The organism is Shimazuella sp. NTD247, assembly GCF_059510415.1.
Genome location: NZ_JCAJZU010000005.1, coordinates 56,305 through 73,498 on the forward strand (window position 1 = coordinate 56,305; position 17,194 = coordinate 73,498).

At 41.1% G+C, this 17,194-nt stretch carries 19 protein-coding genes; 17 read left to right on the forward strand and 2 right to left on the reverse strand.

What is annotated here, in order from left to right; genetic code table 11:
• The first annotated feature begins 110 nt into the window (after positions 1–110).
• The 6 genes from AC5WOC_RS13385 (at position 111) to AC5WOC_RS13410 (ending at position 5,368) form a co-directional block, all read left to right on the forward strand.
• Complete coding sequence (locus AC5WOC_RS13385; protein ID WP_496055904.1) at positions 111–692, forward strand: TetR/AcrR family transcriptional regulator; 582 nt, start codon at positions 111–113, stop codon at positions 690–692.
• Positions 693–760: 68 nt separating this feature from the next.
• Positions 761–1,957 (forward strand): MFS transporter, encoded by a 1,197-nt coding sequence (locus AC5WOC_RS13390; protein WP_496055905.1) that lies wholly within the window; start codon positions 761–763, stop codon positions 1,955–1,957.
• A 139-nt stretch (positions 1,958–2,096) separates the two neighbouring features.
• Complete coding sequence (locus AC5WOC_RS13395; protein ID WP_496055906.1) at positions 2,097–2,519, forward strand: cell wall hydrolase; 423 nt, start codon at positions 2,097–2,099, stop codon at positions 2,517–2,519.
• Between the two features lie 25 nt (positions 2,520–2,544).
• The gene (locus AC5WOC_RS13400; RefSeq protein ID WP_496055907.1) at positions 2,545–2,859 is read left to right on the forward strand and encodes a spore coat protein GerQ; all 315 of its coding nucleotides are present in this window, start codon (positions 2,545–2,547) and stop codon (positions 2,857–2,859) included.
• Between the two features lie 168 nt (positions 2,860–3,027).
• On the forward strand, positions 3,028–4,503 hold the full coding sequence (locus AC5WOC_RS13405) for an MATE family efflux transporter (RefSeq protein WP_496055908.1): 1,476 nt from the start codon (positions 3,028–3,030) through the stop codon (positions 4,501–4,503).
• Positions 4,504–4,981: 478 nt separating this feature from the next.
• Positions 4,982–5,368, forward strand: a complete 387-nt coding sequence (locus AC5WOC_RS13410) for a hypothetical protein (RefSeq protein WP_496055909.1) — start codon at positions 4,982–4,984, stop codon at positions 5,366–5,368.
• 295 nt (positions 5,369–5,663) lie between these two features.
• On the opposite strand, the gene argF is transcribed toward AC5WOC_RS13410, so the two are convergent.
• Positions 5,664–6,644 (reverse strand): ornithine carbamoyltransferase, encoded by a 981-nt coding sequence (gene argF / locus AC5WOC_RS13415; RefSeq protein ID WP_496055910.1) that lies wholly within the window; start codon positions 6,642–6,644, stop codon positions 5,664–5,666.
• A 273-nt stretch (positions 6,645–6,917) separates the two neighbouring features.
• On the opposite strand from argF, the gene AC5WOC_RS13420 reads away from it, so the two are divergent.
• Together AC5WOC_RS13420 and AC5WOC_RS13425 are read left to right on the forward strand one after the other, a co-directional pair.
• Positions 6,918–7,307 carry a hypothetical protein gene (locus tag AC5WOC_RS13420; protein WP_496055911.1) on the forward strand — a complete coding sequence of 130 codons (390 nt, stop codon included), beginning with the start codon at positions 6,918–6,920 and terminating at the stop codon, positions 7,305–7,307.
• Positions 7,308–7,405: 98 nt separating this feature from the next.
• A complete protein-coding gene (locus tag AC5WOC_RS13425) occupies positions 7,406–7,825 on the forward strand; it encodes an endonuclease domain-containing protein (protein ID WP_496055912.1) in 420 nt (139 codons plus the stop codon).
• Between the two features lie 26 nt (positions 7,826–7,851).
• On the opposite strand, the gene AC5WOC_RS13430 is transcribed toward AC5WOC_RS13425, so the two are convergent.
• A complete protein-coding gene (locus tag AC5WOC_RS13430; protein ID WP_496055913.1) occupies positions 7,852–8,688 on the reverse strand; it encodes an undecaprenyl-diphosphate phosphatase in 837 nt (278 codons plus the stop codon).
• A 347-nt stretch (positions 8,689–9,035) separates the two neighbouring features.
• Between AC5WOC_RS13430 and AC5WOC_RS13435 the strand changes: the two genes are divergently transcribed.
• From AC5WOC_RS13435 to AC5WOC_RS13475, 9 genes are all read left to right on the forward strand, one after another.
• The gene (locus tag AC5WOC_RS13435; protein ID WP_496055914.1) at positions 9,036–9,953 is read left to right on the forward strand and encodes an EamA family transporter; all 918 of its coding nucleotides are present in this window, start codon (positions 9,036–9,038) and stop codon (positions 9,951–9,953) included.
• A gap of 513 nt (positions 9,954–10,466) precedes the next feature.
• Entirely contained in the window at positions 10,467–10,799 is a 333-nt protein-coding gene (locus tag AC5WOC_RS13440; RefSeq protein ID WP_496055915.1) for a PadR family transcriptional regulator, read from the forward strand.
• Positions 10,789–11,154 carry a DUF1048 domain-containing protein gene (locus AC5WOC_RS13445; RefSeq protein WP_496055916.1) on the forward strand — a complete coding sequence of 122 codons (366 nt, stop codon included), beginning with the start codon at positions 10,789–10,791 and terminating at the stop codon, positions 11,152–11,154. Before AC5WOC_RS13440 ends, AC5WOC_RS13445 begins: the two co-directional genes overlap by 11 nt.
• 234 nt (positions 11,155–11,388) lie before the next feature.
• Positions 11,389–11,772, forward strand: coding sequence for a DUF1048 domain-containing protein (locus AC5WOC_RS13450; RefSeq protein ID WP_496055917.1), 384 nt, complete (start codon positions 11,389–11,391; stop codon positions 11,770–11,772).
• 507 nt (positions 11,773–12,279) lie between these two features.
• A complete protein-coding gene (locus AC5WOC_RS13455) occupies positions 12,280–12,528 on the forward strand; it encodes a cysteine-rich KTR domain-containing protein (RefSeq protein ID WP_496055918.1) in 249 nt (82 codons plus the stop codon).
• A gap of 96 nt (positions 12,529–12,624) precedes the next feature.
• Positions 12,625–13,320, forward strand: coding sequence for an ABC transporter ATP-binding protein (locus AC5WOC_RS13460; RefSeq protein WP_496055919.1), 696 nt, complete (start codon positions 12,625–12,627; stop codon positions 13,318–13,320).
• Positions 13,320–15,557 carry an ABC transporter permease gene (locus AC5WOC_RS13465; RefSeq protein WP_496055920.1) on the forward strand — a complete coding sequence of 746 codons (2,238 nt, stop codon included), beginning with the start codon at positions 13,320–13,322 and terminating at the stop codon, positions 15,555–15,557. The genes AC5WOC_RS13460 and AC5WOC_RS13465 overlap by 1 nt, the downstream gene beginning before the upstream one ends.
• Positions 15,558–15,808: 251 nt before the next feature.
• Positions 15,809–16,402, forward strand: coding sequence for a biotin transporter BioY (locus AC5WOC_RS13470; protein WP_496055921.1), 594 nt, complete (start codon positions 15,809–15,811; stop codon positions 16,400–16,402).
• A gap of 41 nt (positions 16,403–16,443) precedes the next feature.
• Positions 16,444–16,704: a hypothetical protein gene (locus tag AC5WOC_RS13475; protein ID WP_496055922.1), complete on the forward strand. Its 261-nt coding sequence runs from the start codon at positions 16,444–16,446 to the stop codon at positions 16,702–16,704.
• Positions 16,705–17,194: the final 490 nt, after the last annotated feature.

Sequence of the window (17,194 nt, forward strand, 5' to 3'; positions counted from 1 at the left end):
TTACAAAATGAATATACTCTTATTTAGATTTTCTATACAATACATAGAACAATTGTGGTAAAAAAAGGAAGAGATAAAAATGCTATAGCGAATAAAGGAGATTTTCTATCATGGGTGGAAGACCACGTGAGTTTAAAGATACTTTTGTTGTCGATGCTGCAATGGATGTATTTTGGAAAAAAGGTTTTGAAGCTAGTTCCGCACAGGAACTGTGTGAGCAGACAGGATTGGGCAGAGGAAGCTTATACAATGCTTTCGGAAGCAAACATGCGTTATATGAAGCGGCCTTGAAGCGGTATCAAGAAATTGGAATCAAGGAACAAGTAGAAATTCTTGAAGGATCAGGCAAGATTAAAGACCGGCTTCGTGCCTTGATGGAATGGGCGATCGAAGCAGATTTTAAAGAATCGGAACGCCGTGGTTGTTTGACAGTCAACTCTGCGGTGGAGCTTGGGGGAAAAGATCCTGCGGTTTCTGCCTTGGTCGAACGTCACATTTCTAATTTAGAACAGGCGTTGTGTCATGTGATCGCGCTTGGACAACGTTCAGGAGAGATTAAATCGGACCGGTCCGTTTTAGAGCTCGCTAGACTTTTTTTAAGTAGTTATTATGGATTGCGAGTACTAGGAAAAGTAGTTCAAGATCGCTATATGTTATTGGATATTGTGGAAGGTACATTAGCAGCATTTTAAAGAAAGAGGCTATACAAAAGCCTCTTGCGGTCTATTTTGTAATGATCAATCAAAAATGAGGGATGAAAATGCCAATTGCAGTATATATGTTAGGGTTATTAATATTTGCTATGACTACTTCTGAGTTTATGGTAGGAGGAATGATGCCAGCACTAGCGACGGAATTTGGCGTATCGATCTCCGATATTGGATATCTCATTTCTGCTTATGCTGCTGGGATGGTGATAGGCGGACCTTTGGTGACGATTGGATTAATGAAAGTACCACGGAAACAAGCACTCTTGTGGATTGCGATTTCTTTTTTAGTCGGGCAAATAATTGGGGCAGTGGCGGTCAGCTATGAGATGATGCTGGCAGCACGAATTATTACAGGGATCGCTTCAGCAGCAGGGTTTGCTGTTTCCCTTGCTATTTGCGTTCATTTGGTGGAACCAGATGTGCGAGGAAGAGCTTCCTCTATTGTGTTAGGCGGTTTAATGATCGCTACTGTGATTGGTTTACCAATGTCAACGTTTATTAGTCAACACTTCGGTTGGCGCATTAGTTTTTGGGTGGTTGTCGGTCTGGTGTTGATAGCAGCATTGGTTGTTCAATGGATGGTTCCCAATCTGCCAAAAGCAGAGTCAGTAAGTCTCCGCGGTGAATTCGGTGCTTTTAAATATCCTAGATTATGGGCAGCTTTTGCAACAAGCGGGCTGATTATTGCCGCAACTTTTGCAGCATTCAGCTATTTTACACCCATTTTTACGGAACTAACCGGTTTCTCCTCTGCGAGTGTTCCTATTATCACTGCTATCTATGGGGCAGCAACTGTAATAGGAAATATGATAACTGGAAGACTTGCTGACAAATATACAATGCAGACGCTATTTGTCGGACTAATTTTAATAAGTATATCTCTACTTGTCTTTTCCATTTTTGTTCAACATTCCGCTATCATCATCGTATGTGTTATCGTTCTTGGTCTAGCAGGAGTTCCGATGAATCCCGCCATGGCAACGAGGGTAATGAGGACAGCCAATAATACAGGAACACTTGTGAATGCAATTCATGGTTCGATAATCAGCCTTGGCGTGGGAGTTGGTTCTTCGATAGGTGGACTCACTATTGATGCTGGATATGGTTTGATTTCTACATTGTGGGTGGGTTTTTTTCTGGCTGTTTTAGGTTTGATCTCGCTTCTTCCATTTTTAAGAGGAATAATATTGCAAAAGAAGATGTTTGGATTAAAGAAAAAACCGGATAAAAAAGAATGTACAGTCTAACTTAAGAAATGAAGTGTATTCTCAAGAGAGAGTACGCTTTTTTTAAATAAAAATATGTTATGACTATCGCTAGCTCTGAAATCACTAAGGGATAAAAGTGTGATGGATCGCATATGTTTTGCTAAGAGGTGATGACATCGTGGCGGTTATACGGTATAAGCCAGAAGAGGTGCAGCTTTTGGCTCGATTGATGCGGGCGGAAGCGGAAGAAGATGGCAATACAGGAATGCTTTTAGTGGGAAATGTCGGAGTCAATCGTGTGAAAGTAAGATGTTTGGATTTTAAAGATATCAGCACGATTACAAAGATGGTATTCCAGTCACCAGGAGGGTTTGAGTCAACCCAAAAACCGTATTTTTATCAGCGGGCAAGAGATCGAGATGTGCGTTTGGCACAGCAGGTAATAAATGGGAGACGACTTGATCCAGCGACAAATTCCCTCTGGTTTTTCCGTCCTCCAGGAAATTGCCCGGCTAAGTGGTTTGGGCAAGCGAATAGTGGAAGGTACAAAGCACATTGTTTCTTTATTCCAACACCAGCACAGTGTCCAGATGTATATTAAATGGTGAAAAGTGGAGGTCAAGAGAATGTATTGGTATGATCCATATGGTGCATATTTGGCTAACCAGCCGCAGGAACCGAATGTAGCACAGCGAACCGCTAGGAAATATTCCGAAGATCTACTGGCCACAAACGTTGGCAAACCAGTTACCGTATATCTTACCTATGAAAAAAATACTGAACGAAATAACCGTGTGGTATATGGTGTGCTACGCCAAGTCGGGCGTGATTTTATTTTAGTAACCGACCAATCTACAGGCAGAGATAATATGTTGCTCAATATCAATATTGATTATGTTGAATTTCATGACCGCGCAAACCTCGCTAGTAAAAATTTATAAATATGTTGAAAAAATATCAAAATACCGATAAGATAGTTGAGGGAAAAGAGCCAATATGGCTCCTTTTTTAGCGAGAAAGGAAACAAAATTTTTATTTTCCGCCTGAAAAAGGCTTGCCAAATTGGCAAGTTTTCTTTTTGTGAGAACAGGAAAAAAGGGTGTGAGATAATGGCAGAAAATAAAGACACTTCTACTTCAGTTGAGGTGATAGAAGCACCTACTCCGTTAGTGGAACCAATTGCAGTAGAAACACCAAAAGATGTACAATCAAACATTCACCCTGATTTACTAGATCCGAACAAACCGATGTGGAGACCAATTATCGTGTTTTTGATTCCGATGATGCTCAGCAATATCTTGCAATCATTAGGAGGAGTAGTCAGCTCAATAATCATCGGTCGTGGATTAGGAGAGACTTCTTTGGCAGCAGCCAGCACGATTTTACCTGTCAATTTTTTTCTTATCTCTCTTGTGATCGGCCTAGGTTCAGGGAGTCTTGTCTTGATTGGACAGGCATTTGGAGCTGGCAAAACGAATGAACTTCGCAAAACAGTAGACACGACCATCAAGTTTTCCTTTTTGCTTGGAATTGCAATGGCGATTATCGGTGTTGTTTTTATAGAAGGAATTTTACAATTGATTGGTGCTCCAATGAGTATCCAACCAGAGGCAATGAAATTTGGCAAGATTATTTTTGCTAGTCTTCCACTCACTTTTGTCTATGTAAGTTATACTACGATTTTAAGAGGGACTGGGGATTCCAAAACACCATTTCTATTTTTGGTGATTAGTACAATACTAAATATTTTACTTACACCATTTTTCACTTTTGGATGGCTTGGCTTACCGAAAATGGGCGTCTCTGGTGCAGGATTGGCTTATGTAGTATCCACTTTGATCACTTTTGTGTTTCTGTTATTTTATTTGCAGTGGAAGGATCATGCCTTGCGATTAGACATGACATTTTGGAAACAGTGGAAACTCAATATTCCTATCTTAAAACTGTTAATTAAAATCGGTCTGCCATCTGGTATTCAAATGATAGCAATCTCTTTGTCTGAAGTAGCCGTAATTTTTTTAGTAAACCAACATGGGGAACAAGCTACAGCAGCATATGGCGCAGTGATTCAAGTCGTTAATTTTGTGCAAATGCCGATGCTCAGTCTTGGTATGGCAGCAGGAGTTTTTGCTTCTCAATTTATTGGCGCTGGAGCAAGAAATCGATTGGAATCGTTGCGGCGGCATTCACTCGTTCTCAACTATGTCATTGGTGTAGTGATTGTTGGGGTCGTTTATTTGTTTAGCGAAGCTATATTGCATTGGTTCCTGACTGACAATAGCACCATTCAAATGGCAAAAGATGTATTGTTCGCAGTGCTGTGGGCTTTGATTCTCTTTGGTCATGGGATGATCTTATCGAGTATTATGAGAGGATCCGGTACAGTAGTAATTCCTACGATTATTACCATTGCTTGTATTTGGGTACTAATGGTTCCAGTAGCTGCTATTTTATCTGCACCGCTCGGTTTGCTGGGAATCTGGCTCGCATATCCCATTTCAGACGGTGTTATGCTGCTTGTATTGTATTTGTACTATCAATTTGGTTGGAAGCGAAAACAACATGATAGTTTGTTTGTGTCATAAATAGGGAGTGAAATAAAAACTCAGTTATAGAGAATAACTGAGTTTTTATTTTCCGTTTTTTACCGAATGTTTTGATATAATTTTCCTTAGATTAGAGGTGATACAAAAGTGAAAAGATTAACCCTTCTATTTTGAGTTTTATTTATTTATTAATGGGCTGTGTACAGACTGGAGCGGATAAGACTGGTTCAGAATCAATGCCGCAATTTAAAACACCATTTCAAGGTAACGAGGTTTTTGTTGATCGTAGCAGGTTTACATCGTTCTAAAAGATATCGCCTGTATTCTGCGACATATACGCATCAAATTATATCGCAGAATGTAGTTTCTACGATATAATTTAGCATTGCTTTTATTTGAACTTTGACGACTTCAAGTTTATATAAATCAACACACTTTATATATTGTTCAGTGATATTTAAAGTATTACAATAGATGTAACTGACCTCAAACAACCTGAGAACACTAGGGAGCCATCATGCAGTTTTTCTTCAACCTCGACGGGGACAAGAAGTCGATCAGCTTCAAGGATCACGACGGGAAGGTAGTTCTGAAGGTCGAGCTCAATGAAATCGCCGACTTCGATCTAGGGCAGGATCCCACCAACTTCGAAGAAGAGTGGCTTTTGCTGGAGCTGGAAGCTGGGGCTACTCTCAACTTGGGTTCCTTCAGGCTTGAGGGAAAGGTCGTTCTTGAGAACGATTACCTCATTCCCGAGAACGGCTACCGTGTCCTCGTATGGGAGGTACCGGAAGGAATCAATCCCTTCTATCGAAGGATCAACGGCATCGGACAACACGAACTTGTGTTCAATTCTTGCCTTCTCGGTGTTGAGAGCAAGGTATTCGCCATGCCAATCAACTGACTTTTGAGGTCGCGGGCGCACGAAGACTCTTCGTGCGTCCGGCTGATTTTACATAAGCAATTTTAAAAAGATATGAAATTCAAAAGCCGATTTTCTTAGTATAAAAGTAAAAGGAAATCGGCTTTTTTTACGGATATTTCTTAGCGTAGGATTTTCACAAAATGTTGGCGAGCCCCCTTTTTGGGATTTATCTAGTGGACTAGAATGGAATTCTGTCACTATGCCTTATTAAAATAATGCAGGATACCTTGGCGAGAGAAATATTAGTATCACTAATAATTTAAGGAAAAGAACGCTAAAATCCTTTTGTTGTATCATCACCAAGTAATGCAGCAAGTAAAGCTTTCTGTGTATGAAGACGATTTTCTGCTTGATTAAATACGACGGACTGAGGACCTTCCAGTACTTCTGTGGATACTTCCCATTCGCGATAAGCTGGAAGGCAGTGAAGGAAGATCGCATCCGCTTTGGCTTGGTTTATCATCGTCTGATTTACTTGATAGCCGGTGAAGTCCCGCAGGCGTTTTTCTTTCTCTTCCTCTTGGCCCATGCTTGCCCAGACATCCGTATAAATCGCATCTGCATCTTGTGCTGCTTGTAATGGATCAGAATAAAAAGTAAGGCTGGCACCTGTTGTTTTGGCGATCAATTCAGCTTCTTTCCAAACTGATTTCTGCGGTTCATACCCTCGCGGAGTAGAAACAGCAAGATGTATTCCAGTAGCTGCGGCACCATGCATCAAAGAATGCAGGACATTATTTCCATCGCCGACATAGGCGACTTTTAGCCCCATCAAATAGCCTTTTTCTTCTTGTAGAGTAAGCAAATCAGCGAGTGCTTGGCAAGGATGGTAATCGTCTGTTAATCCATTGATGACAGGAATAGTTGTAGCTTCCGCTAATTTTTCCACCAAAGAATGTTCAAAAGTACGGATCAAAATTCCATCTACGTAGCGAGAAAGTACCTGTGCAGTATCTTCCACGGTTTCTCCTCTGCCTAACTGAATTTCTTGGCGATTGAGGTTTACAACAAAACCTCCTAATTGCAGCATTCCCACTTCGAAAGATACACGAGTCCGTGTAGATGGTTTATCAAAAATCATTGCTAGTGTCTTCCCTGACAAAGAATGATAGGCGTTTCCAGATTTTTTTATTTTTTTAAGTTCATGAGAAAATAAAAGCAATGCATTGATTTCCTCTGGTGAGAAATCAGGTAAAGTCAGTAAATTTCTTCCTTTACAAGCTGACAAAGCATGGGGGATGATAGATGTATTCATGAAAGCGGACCTCCAATGGTAGTTTTCCATACGGATTTATGAATTTATATGCGCCATAATGGATTATTATACATTTTATTTGTTATTTATTCAAATTGCATTTTTGTTTGTTCATTGATTTTTTTGCTTTTTTGGTGCTGTGTATAATGGAATAAAAATGAATTAAAATGCATAAATAAACATTTTGCCAGCGAGGGAGTGACGCAGACAAATAAAGAAAAATTTATATTATAATAAAATTAAATCATCCATATATCGCCTAAGGAAGAAACAATGGCAAAAACATGGGTTGCAGTCCTTCGTCAACTGGAAACAGATGTCTTTGAGCCAATTGAAAAAATTAAAACTGGTCTAAGTAACAAGGACAGAGATGTAAATCAATTGAAACGAAACCTGAGACACATGCGAAATGTACTTCAGTCCATGCCTGCTGATACTTTCCCCACCAGTACTTTTCATGCAGACCGTTATCATGAGTCGTTTCGTGAGTATCAAGAATCGTTGGTAGAGCTGAAAGCAGATTTGGTTTGGAAGGAAAGGATTTGTTTGGTGGAGTTGGCGATGCAAATGTATCGTTGTTTGTGGGTTTTTTATTCCTCAAGAGAAAGAAAAGAAAAAAGTAAAGAAGTGTTGATTATTACGATCGAAAAATATCTTTCATAGGGAATAAGGAATAATACTCTGGTGCGAAATATTCAAAAAAATCTTGCGCCAGAGTCCAAAATTATATAGATTAACATTTACAACTAGGAGTGTCGTCCTTGCCACCACTATATATCCAGTGGATTCGATTTCGAGATGATATTGGCACGATTGGCTTATTTTTTTATCAATGGCTAAAAACTTCCAAAATTCCTGATCTTCACTATATACGTACACGAAAGAGCCCGATTGAACGAAGTCTTTATGTAGCTTTAAAGCAGGCAGGATATCGAGTGAAAGCACAATATACGATGGGTGCTTATCGGTGTGATTTAGCAATACCGAAGTATAAATTGGTGATTGAGTGTGATGGAGAAGCATTTCATAGCAGCAAAAAACAGAAAGTGCGTGACCGCAAAAAGGCATATTATATTCGCAAAAAACATCACTGGAAATTGCTTAGATTCAAAGGTTCCCAAATAAATCGAGATGTCAGCAAGTGTGTGGAGAAAGTTCAAACAGTGATTCAATCAAAGTGATCCCCCTTGTATAAGGGGGATCACGATCAAAGGTATATAACAAGTGAGAAAATAATGGCAACAACAAAGCGATAATAAGCAAAAGGCGTTAATTTGACTTTCGCGATCAAATTCAAGAAAAAACGAATTGCGAAAAGGGCAAAGCCAAATGCGCTGAGTAATCCTACAATAAACAAAGGAAGATCACTCATGTTCAGAGCTCCCATATTATCCAGCAAGTCTTTTCCTGTTGCAGCTACCATCATGGGAATTGCTAAGATAAATGTATACTCTGAAGCAGCTTTGTGGTTCATTCCACCGAGCAGCCCACCGGAAATAGTGGATCCGGAGCGTGAAAATCCAGGCCAGAGAGCCAAACATTGAAACAGGCCTACAATAAATGCCTGTTTATAAGTTATTTGATCGACATGTGTAGTAACCGGTCGAGCCATCCGAAAAGCTTCTGCTATGATCATCAATACTCCACCAGCAACAAGTCCGATAATAACCGTTGTGGTAGAAAAGAGATATGTTTTAATGACATGAGACAGCGTAGCACCCAAAATAACTGCCGGAATCATACCAACGAAAATATGCAAAAGATTGAGGCGAGGTTCTCGATCCCGCTTGACTCCATGCCACTGATCTTTCATTAGTTTCCATTGTTCTGGTAAATTCAATATATTTAGGATTCGCTTTCGAAAAACAAAAATAACCGCAGTAATCGAGCCCAACTGCACTACTACTTCAAAAGTAGAAGCAATTTGTCCTTTGAAACCTAATAGTTCGCCGACCAAAATCATATGTCCAGTTGATGAAACAGGGGCAAACTCGGTTAATCCTTCTACCATACCGAGTATAAACCCGCAAAACATTTCCCACATCCGTTCGTTTCCCCCTTCTGACTTATCCAATGGTACAACAGAAAGTTAGATAAGGAAAGAAAGAAAACCAAGCCAAATATGTGAAACTTTTATGTGATTGTTTACGAATTCACAGATCGATCGTTAGCGAACTAGTGCATCAACCGATACGCTATTAGTATATATTGCAGAACAAATATAGAAAATGTGCGTGATTCTCCTATTTCTCAAAATCTACTGTCGGTTTATATGGATTCTTTGACTCTGATTTCCCTATAATAATATTCGAAATTCATGGTAAACTATCATATAGGAGTTAACTAAAGACCCATAATCTTTCAAACCCAAACATCAGGAGAGGACATAACATGACTCGCTGGCATGCAGCCCTGTATGTTCTAGTGGCCGGTGCTTGTTATGGCACCATTTCCACTATCACCAAGTTGGCTTATCGAGATGAGATCACTCCTGCTGAGATCACTCTCCAAGTGGTTGTTGGATGTATTTTGTTGTGGCTGGGCTCGTATCCCCACTGGAATCAACTCGCGAACACATCCAGAAAGACACTGGGGAAAGTGCTGCTCTCAGGGATTCCATTTGGGATCACGGAAGTGTCCTACACTCTCTGCCTCAGCAAGATCCCGGCATCCATTGCTGTTATTCTATTGTTTCAATCTGCTTGGATGACACAGATTGTCGAGATGGCAGAGACAAGGACATGGCTGAAATCTCGTCGTTGGTTTGCCTTGATGGCTATCATCGGTGGTACCTGCTTGTCCGCTGGCGTTCAGCAAAGTGACTTCACTGATCTGGATTTGACGGGTGTATTCCTAGGCCTAGCCAGCGCGGTGTCCTTTACGATTTCTCAATTGGTCAGCAAGAAGGTTGCCCCGAAGATGCAGCCTACGCTCAAGAGTGCGATCCAAGTCAGCGGTGTGGTGCTATTTGTCCTTCTGTGTATCTCGCTGTTTCTCCGTTCGGAAATTCGAATGACAGATGGAATGGATCCGAAGCTTTGGTGTTGGCTTACTTTGTTGGCGCTGGTCGGTGTCGTCTGCACTCATTTTTGCCTCAACAAGGGTGCGCCGCATATCTCCTCAGGTTGGACTGGGATGCTGACTTCGGTTGAGCTGCCCATGGTGCTGCTTTGTGCTTTCGTAGTTTTGAACGAGAAGGTTTCCTTTGTTCAGACATTTGGTGCAGTAGCGATTCTGTTTGGTATCGCCCTCTCATCCTTTGAAGAAGCAAAAAAGGCTGCGAATTCTATGCCCTTCAGTAATTCGTGATTAAACCTTCTCCTAAAAGGAAAGCGAAGAAGGTCATCAAAGTCCCCTATGCTTCCTAGCACGGGGGACCAGTATTTAAAGTGAAATTTTCATTATGTGTTATATTCGATAACAGAAAACAGCTTATAATCTAAAATGACCCTTCTCTCTCCCCAATCCTTTCTTTAACAACACCCTTTCCAGTGTTTTTTCATATGTCATTCCTCTCTAGAAGTTCCTATAAATACGGAAGTCGTAATTTCCCATGTTTTTTAACAAATAGATATTAGTTTTTCGAACAAGTAAAAGAGAAATATCCGAAGTTCAAAATTCAAAATAAAATACAAACGAAAACAATGCTGGGTTAAATGGAAAATGAATATAAGTATTTACCTTATTACCTCTCATTGATGCAAGGATGACCCTCTTCTCGACATTTCAAGAAGAGAAATAAATCGAACTATTGACACGATCATCTACTTAGTATTATTATGTAGTAGTACTAAGTCTCACGAAGTAGAAAGGGTGCTTGTTGTGGAAAATTTGACCGAGATGCTAAAGGGGGTTCTGGAAGGGTGTGTTCTGGAAATCATCAGTCGCAAAGAAACGTATGGTTATGAGATTGTCAGAAACCTGAATTTGCTCGGCTTTGAAGATGTTGTTGAAGGAACAGTATATACGATTTTACTGCGGCTAGAGAAGAAAAATTTAGTCGACATTCAGAAAAAGCCTTCGGAAATCGGACCACCCCGAAAGTTTTACACACTCAACAGTGCAGGACGGAATCAACTCCAAATCTTTTGGCGTAACTGGGATTTTATCGCATCAAAAATGGATGAATTAAAGGAGAATCAAGATGGAAAATAATATTTTTTCGACCTTAGACAGATGGAAACAAGGAAAAGCCGAATATAAAAGTTGCAAAAAACGGATGAATGCTTTACCAAGCGATTATCAGATGGTGATGAAAGAGATAGAGCGTTATCTATGGAATTTTGAGTCTGGCGATGACGGTGGCAGGGGTATGATTAAGATCTTGACGGATGTGGTAGAACTATTTGATTCAAGTGCTCAAAAGGGAAAAGATGTACTGGATGTTGTGGGGCAGGATGTCAGTGACTTTTGCGATGATCTTCTGAAAGAAGTTCAGATTGTAACATGGGAAGATCAAAAAAAGAAACAACTAAACCAAATAGTACACAAAAAACTAAGACAAGGATAATAACAATATCATATACTGCGACTCTTTTAGAAAAAATAAATCAAACTATTGACATGGCTATCTACTTTGTATTACTATATAGAAGTACTCGGTGTTACGGAGTAGATAAATTTTTGGAAAATCGGATTACGTAAATTCTACACCATGAACACTGTGGGATGAAATGATTTTAAGCCTTTTGGGGTAAATAGGATTTTATTACATCAAAAATAAATGAATGACAGGAGAATCAAGATGGAGAAAAATATTTTTTCGAATTTAATCGATTTGGCTATTGGAGCGAAATGGAAACAAGAAAAAGAGGAATATAAAAGATACAAAAAACAGATTAATGATCTGCCAAGGGATTATCAGATCGTGATAAAAGAGATGGAGAATTACCTATTGTCCTTTGCATCCGATACAGACTCTACTATGGTCATATATAAAGCACTACAAGATGTACTAGAACTATTTGAATCAAGCGCACAAGAGGGAAAGGATGTATTTGATGTAGTGGGTCAGGATGTTGGCGGTTTCTGTGATGACCTGTTACGTGAGCTTCAAGTACAGACATGGACCGAAAAAAATAAAGCACAATGGAGCGAAAACATTCGTAAAAAGCTCGAAAAAGAATAATAACGATGACATAAAATCATACTGCTATTTCGGTTCGTGAGCTAAAAAAACCCTATAAAAATGTGAAGGTGTTGGATGATGTTCATTTCCATGTGAAAAAGGGCACCACCTTCGCTCTGCTCGATGTCGTACCTTTTTAGAGTTTAGAAATCCAAAAAGTTGGTATTCGCTAAGCCATTGAGTATACAGATTATTATTTTTCAAATAATTTTGAAAAAAACCACAGTTTCAAGTCCAAAATAAAAACAGGAATGAAGACAATGTTTGGCTGAATGGAAAATGAACATAAGTATTCCTCACTTAATCTGGCTATCTGTCTAAGGAATACTCCCAAACTATGACTCGTTTTAACAAAAACAACGAGAGTAAAGTAATTATATTGTTGCTGAGGAGGTGACGCATTGAGCACTTCGGAAGTGATATTTGGATTGCACTTGCATTGTGCCTTGGTATCCCTATCGTCGCATATCTATTTACAATGAGGGTTTATAAACGCAAAGCAGCTTAATGTTGGCAGGCATTAAAGGTGATGGTGGTCAACAAAAACATCAAGTAAAGGATGATAGAGTGAGTAAATACGAATGGATATTATGTCCAGTCTGCGGCAACAAAACACGAATCAAGATACGTGATGATACGGTGCTTGAAAACTTTCCACTATATTGTCCCAAATGTAAACAGGAAACAATAATCAATGTAAAGCAATTGAATATGTCAGTTATCAAAGAGCCAGACGCTAAGACGCAGAGCCGATAACATGTGAGATTATTCACAGTTACCGGCTCTTTCTTTTATGGTGCACTGGATGCTGACATTTCACAGCGAATATAAAAAACAGAATGGGGTGTCAGGATGTTTTTATCAGTATCAAACCTTACGAAAAGCTATAACACAGGGATTATTACCCATGTACTTAAAGGTGTAGGCCTGAAAATGGAAAGAGGACAAATCGGAGTAATATTAGGCCCCTCTGGTTCGGGTAAATCTACGCTGATGAACATTATTGGCGGCGTAGACTGGGCGGACGGCGGCACGGTCGAAGTGGACGGCGAGCGTATTACGAATTTAAATGACAAACAACTGGTTGAATACCGTCGGGAGAGCGTGGGCTTTGTTTTCCAGTTCTACAATCTTGTGCCGAACCTCACAGTAGCCGAAAACATCGAGGTTGTGTCGAACATTAGTAAAAATCCGTTTCAAACAGACGAAGTGCTTTCTGCCGTCGGACTTTCCGACAAAAAGAATCGTTTCCCCCGGGAACTCTCTGGCGGCGAGCAGCAGCGCGTGTCGATCGCACGAGCCATCGTCAAAAATCCAAAGCTCCTGCTCTGCGATGAGCCCACTGGAGCGCTGGATCTCGAGACCTCGAGGGGCGTGCTGTCGTTGCTCCAAAAAGTAAACGCGCAGTTTGGCACGACCATCCTGATGATCACCCACAACATCGCCATCGCTGGTATGGCGCACGCCGTGTTCCGAATGAGAAGCGGCGAGATTGTGGAAGTTGGGCAAAATTCCGAGCTTATCCCGGCGGAAAGGATTGAATGGTAATGGCGCTGCGAAAACGTGTATGGCGTATCATAAAGGAAAACAAAGGTCGGTATATCGGAATCTTTCTTTTGATATTTTTGGGGAGCTTTTATTTTATCGGAGCTGCGGGAGTGGGCAGCAGCATGGGGAAATTGGTCAGCGACTTTACCGAAAAAAACAAGCAGGAAGACATTACGTTTAAGTCAAATAAACCACTGAAAAATATTGCGGCACTGGAAAGAGAATCCGGTGCGCTGATCGACGCTTACCGGCTATACGACGTAAAAGTGCCTAACGGAGAACTGCGTCTTCTCAGCCCTAGCACGAAGGTCAATATCCCGGCGGTAACATCAGGACATGGCCTTAAAAATCCGGGGGACATTTTGATCGACCCGAAATTTGGCCAGATGCATGGGTTGAAGATAGGTGATCAAATAAAGCTGAACGGCAAAACTTTCCATATTGTTGGCACGGTAGCTATACCCAATTACATTTATATACTAAAGAACGTTTATGACGCCTATCCTCCGAGCGGTTTTGGTATCGGTCTTATTTCCGATGAGGACTTTAAGACGTTTCCGGAGGCGACCACGGTATACTCAGCATACGTGAAGAACAGGGAGAATGTAAAAGCAAATGCTGCCAATCTGAATGGACTCTTAACCAAAAAAGGATATTCCCTTTCCGAATGGTTGAACGCTGAAACCAATGCACGCATCGCGATGGTGCAAGGGAACATTGAAGGTGCGAAGACCATGGGCGCTCCTGTGGCAGCGTCAGTTTTCCTGCTGTGCTGTCTTATTCTTGGTGTGATGATCCAACGTATGGTCAAGTCAGATGGCGTAGTCATTGGTACGCTGTACGCGCAGGGATATCGCCGGGGTGAACTGATCCAGCACTATATGGCGATCCCGGTTCTGCTTTCTATTGCAGGCGGTCTTGCGGGCACACTGCTTGCTTTGCCGGTTGTAGGACCCGTCATCGATCTGCTGACGTCTGCTTACAATGTGCCTGTAACTGGCTTATCCTTCCCGCCATTGAGCATGGCACTGGGAGTGCTGATGCCTCTGGCTCTGCTGAGTCTCTCGAGCTATTTCGTTCTACGCAGAGTGCTAAAGAAATCTGCGGCTGAGTTGATGAAAGGCGATGAACAAAAAACGAAGGTGAATTTCCTTGAACGCAGACTCCGGCTGGAGCGGTTTAAATTCACCACTAAATTCAAACTGCGTGAACAGATACGCAGCATACCACGTTTGTTGTTTTTGCTGTTGGGCGTTAGCGCCGCGTCGATGCTGCTGCTGCTTGGCTTTACTGTCCACAACTCGATGCAAGTCTTAATGGACAGCGCCGGAACCGACAGGTATTTTCCTATAGAAACTACATTCAAAGAAATACAGCATGGAGCTGTTCCAAAAGGAGCTGAGCCGTTCAACGCAATTCGCAGTTATCCCAAGGGAAACGAAAAGGCGGAGTTTTATGTTGTGGGCTTGGAACCGGATTCCATCGGAATTACGATGCGTGACTCGAACGGCAACAATTTGCCAAAGAATCAGGTAAATATCACGTATCTCTTAGCGAACAGGCTGGGGCTAAAGGTGGGCGATACCATTAACATCGTTAGCAAAGTGGACGGAAAATCGTTCAGTCTAAAGATAGAAGGGATCGTCCAAACTTACGCCGGGCAATATCTCTATATGCCCCTTGATGAGTTCAACCGCATGACCGGTAACACGCTGGGAAGTTATCTTGGGATGCTAAGCAAAAATAAGCTTGATATGGACGAAAATATGCTTACTGGAGTACATGACTTTAGTAAACTCGATGAAATGGATGATACATCATCCATGACAATGACGGCATCGGTAGCGCTTATCACCATCGTTGCAAGTCTTGCTGGGGCAATCATTATCTTTCTTGTAACATCGATGATGATTGAGGAAAGCCGCAGCACGATATCGCTCATGAAGGTATTCGGCTATCGTGGAAAAGAGGTTGCGAGGTTGATTCTCAATAGTTCCACGCCGGTAGTATTTATTGGTTTTTGGCTTGGACTGCCCTTGATGCTGGCTGTCGGGAACACCCTGTACGGTTATCTCGGGGAACAGATCAATATGGTGATGCCCATGATTGTGAACCCATGGTATGTTCTGATAAGTTTTGTAGTGATTTTCACCGTGTACGAAGTAACCAAGTGGCTGTGCGGGAGGAAGCTCGCGAAAATATCCATGAGCGAGGCACTGAAAGCGAGCACGGAATGAGTTGTTGGTCGCAACCCAATACATGCCGGCAAATCCAAAAAAGCGTTGCCGTTTAGTTGCGGATACGTTAATAGCAAGCGAATTCCGGTATATCCGGGATTCGCTTGTTTTAATGGGAACAAGCATTTTATTTTGGGGAAAAGTATTTTATCTAAACCACTTATTGTAAACTTTATAAATAAAAATAGTTGACATAATATATTCAAAAAATTATTCTAATATTGATGCTAAGAAAGAAAGGAATTATGTTTATGTCATCTTCATCTATTCTTATTCGAAATATGGTTCTAGCGGCTTTATTTGCTGCATTACTTGCAGTCAGTGGACAAATTGCGATTCCGATCGGCCCAGTTCCGATTACATTGCAAACTATGATGGTGTTGTTAGCTGGATCAATCTTAGGTTCTCGCTGGGGAACAATTAGTGTATTGGTATGGATATTGCTGGCAGCAGTCGGCGCACCTGTACTGAGTGGTGCTACTGGAGGAATAGGCGTTTTATTCGGTCCGACAGGCGGTTATATTTTTGGGTTTCTTCTAGCTGCATTTTTAGTGGGGTGGACGATTGAACTGCTGGGAAAAAATAGACCGGCAGCTTGGTGGCAGCTGCTGCTTGTTTTCTTAATAGGAGCAGTTGGAGTTATTAACGCAATTGGTTTTCCTTGGTTTTTGTTTGTTTCTCATCTTCCTTTTAGTATGGATATTTTTAATAAAGTATTTGTAGTATTTTTGCCAGGAGATATTGCTAAAGCGATTTTAGCAACGATTTTGACCTTTGCTCTCTATCGGGCAATGCCTTCTTTTGCACCACAAGAGAGGAAAAAAATCCGTCGGACGGAAAAATAATTGTATAATAAAGTAACGCATTGATTCTACAGGAGGTCTCTGTGTCGAATCCATCGATTTTCCATCCGGTACCCGGCAATCCTGCTTTCTACCTAGGTAAGACTCATTTTCACTTCGTCGATTCAGGAGGGAATGAGCAAAAGTTCGAATTTGCTGCAGCTGGACCGGCTGACGACGGCAACGGCAAGCTTTATGTGGATCGATTGGGAAACATGTACGTCGTTTTTCCAGACGGGAAGGTGAAGAAAATTCCCCGCCGCAGATGGAATGATCAATCAGAGCCCGCAGGATACTTCCTGTAGAAAAATACTTCATCATGAAGTACCCTGAGCAACTGTTTCTATGAAGCGGTTGTTCGGGCTCGATAATTAAGCTGTGTTGATATAAAGAAAACCGTATGGAAACAAATCCATACGGTTTTTGTTTAATAGGTAAATTTCAAATTTATCATCTCATTGTTTTATACCTTCTTTTTGACAACTCCATACGGCTAAAGCCGTTGGATTCTTGGGTCGATAGCCTCATGACTATTTCATTACCAAGCTAACCCCGTGTGCCCCACGGTTTATGTTTGTTGATTTCTTCTTTGCTGCGAGCAAACTTGGTTTTCTTCTGCCACAACTATACATATATTACCATGGGAATATATGTTTGTAAACTTGCTTTTTCCAAAGGTTGAACAAGTGAAGGAAAATTCCTTACCCTCGTTCAACGCTCGCTTTCATCCCACGATTTAAACCGTGGGTATTCTCGCTCGCAATGTTATAAGTCTATTAGTGTTATTTTTGCTAA

Bases quoted from the DNA above. Each gene is read 5' to 3' on its own strand.
- AC5WOC_RS13390 (WP_496055905.1), top strand. From the start codon at position 761: ATGCCAATTGCAGTATATATGTTAGGGTTATTAATATTTGCTATGACT.
- AC5WOC_RS13450 (WP_496055917.1), top strand. From the start codon at position 11,389: ATGGAGAAAAATATTTTTTCGAATTTAATCGATTTGGCTATTGGAGCG.
- AC5WOC_RS13385 (WP_496055904.1), top strand. From the start codon at position 111: ATGGGTGGAAGACCACGTGAGTTTAAAGATACTTTTGTTGTCGATGCT.
- AC5WOC_RS13435 (WP_496055914.1), top strand. From the start codon at position 9,036: ATGACTCGCTGGCATGCAGCCCTGTATGTTCTAGTGGCCGGTGCTTGT.
- AC5WOC_RS13410 (WP_496055909.1), top strand. From the start codon at position 4,982: ATGCAGTTTTTCTTCAACCTCGACGGGGACAAGAAGTCGATCAGCTTC.
- AC5WOC_RS13420 (WP_496055911.1), top strand. From the start codon at position 6,918: ATGGCAAAAACATGGGTTGCAGTCCTTCGTCAACTGGAAACAGATGTC.
- AC5WOC_RS13445 (WP_496055916.1), top strand. From the start codon at position 10,789: ATGGAAAATAATATTTTTTCGACCTTAGACAGATGGAAACAAGGAAAA.
- AC5WOC_RS13400 (WP_496055907.1), top strand. From the start codon at position 2,545: ATGTATTGGTATGATCCATATGGTGCATATTTGGCTAACCAGCCGCAG.
- AC5WOC_RS13470 (WP_496055921.1), top strand. From the start codon at position 15,809: ATGTCATCTTCATCTATTCTTATTCGAAATATGGTTCTAGCGGCTTTA.
- AC5WOC_RS13465 (WP_496055920.1), top strand. From the start codon at position 13,320: ATGGCGCTGCGAAAACGTGTATGGCGTATCATAAAGGAAAACAAAGGT.
- AC5WOC_RS13460 (WP_496055919.1), top strand. From the start codon at position 12,625: ATGTTTTTATCAGTATCAAACCTTACGAAAAGCTATAACACAGGGATT.
- AC5WOC_RS13430 (WP_496055913.1), bottom strand. From the start codon at position 8,688: ATGTGGGAAATGTTTTGCGGGTTTATACTCGGTATGGTAGAAGGATTA.
- argF (WP_496055910.1), bottom strand. From the start codon at position 6,644: ATGAATACATCTATCATCCCCCATGCTTTGTCAGCTTGTAAAGGAAGA.
- AC5WOC_RS13455 (WP_496055918.1), top strand. From the start codon at position 12,280: ATGTTGGCAGGCATTAAAGGTGATGGTGGTCAACAAAAACATCAAGTA.
- AC5WOC_RS13405 (WP_496055908.1), top strand. From the start codon at position 3,028: ATGGCAGAAAATAAAGACACTTCTACTTCAGTTGAGGTGATAGAAGCA.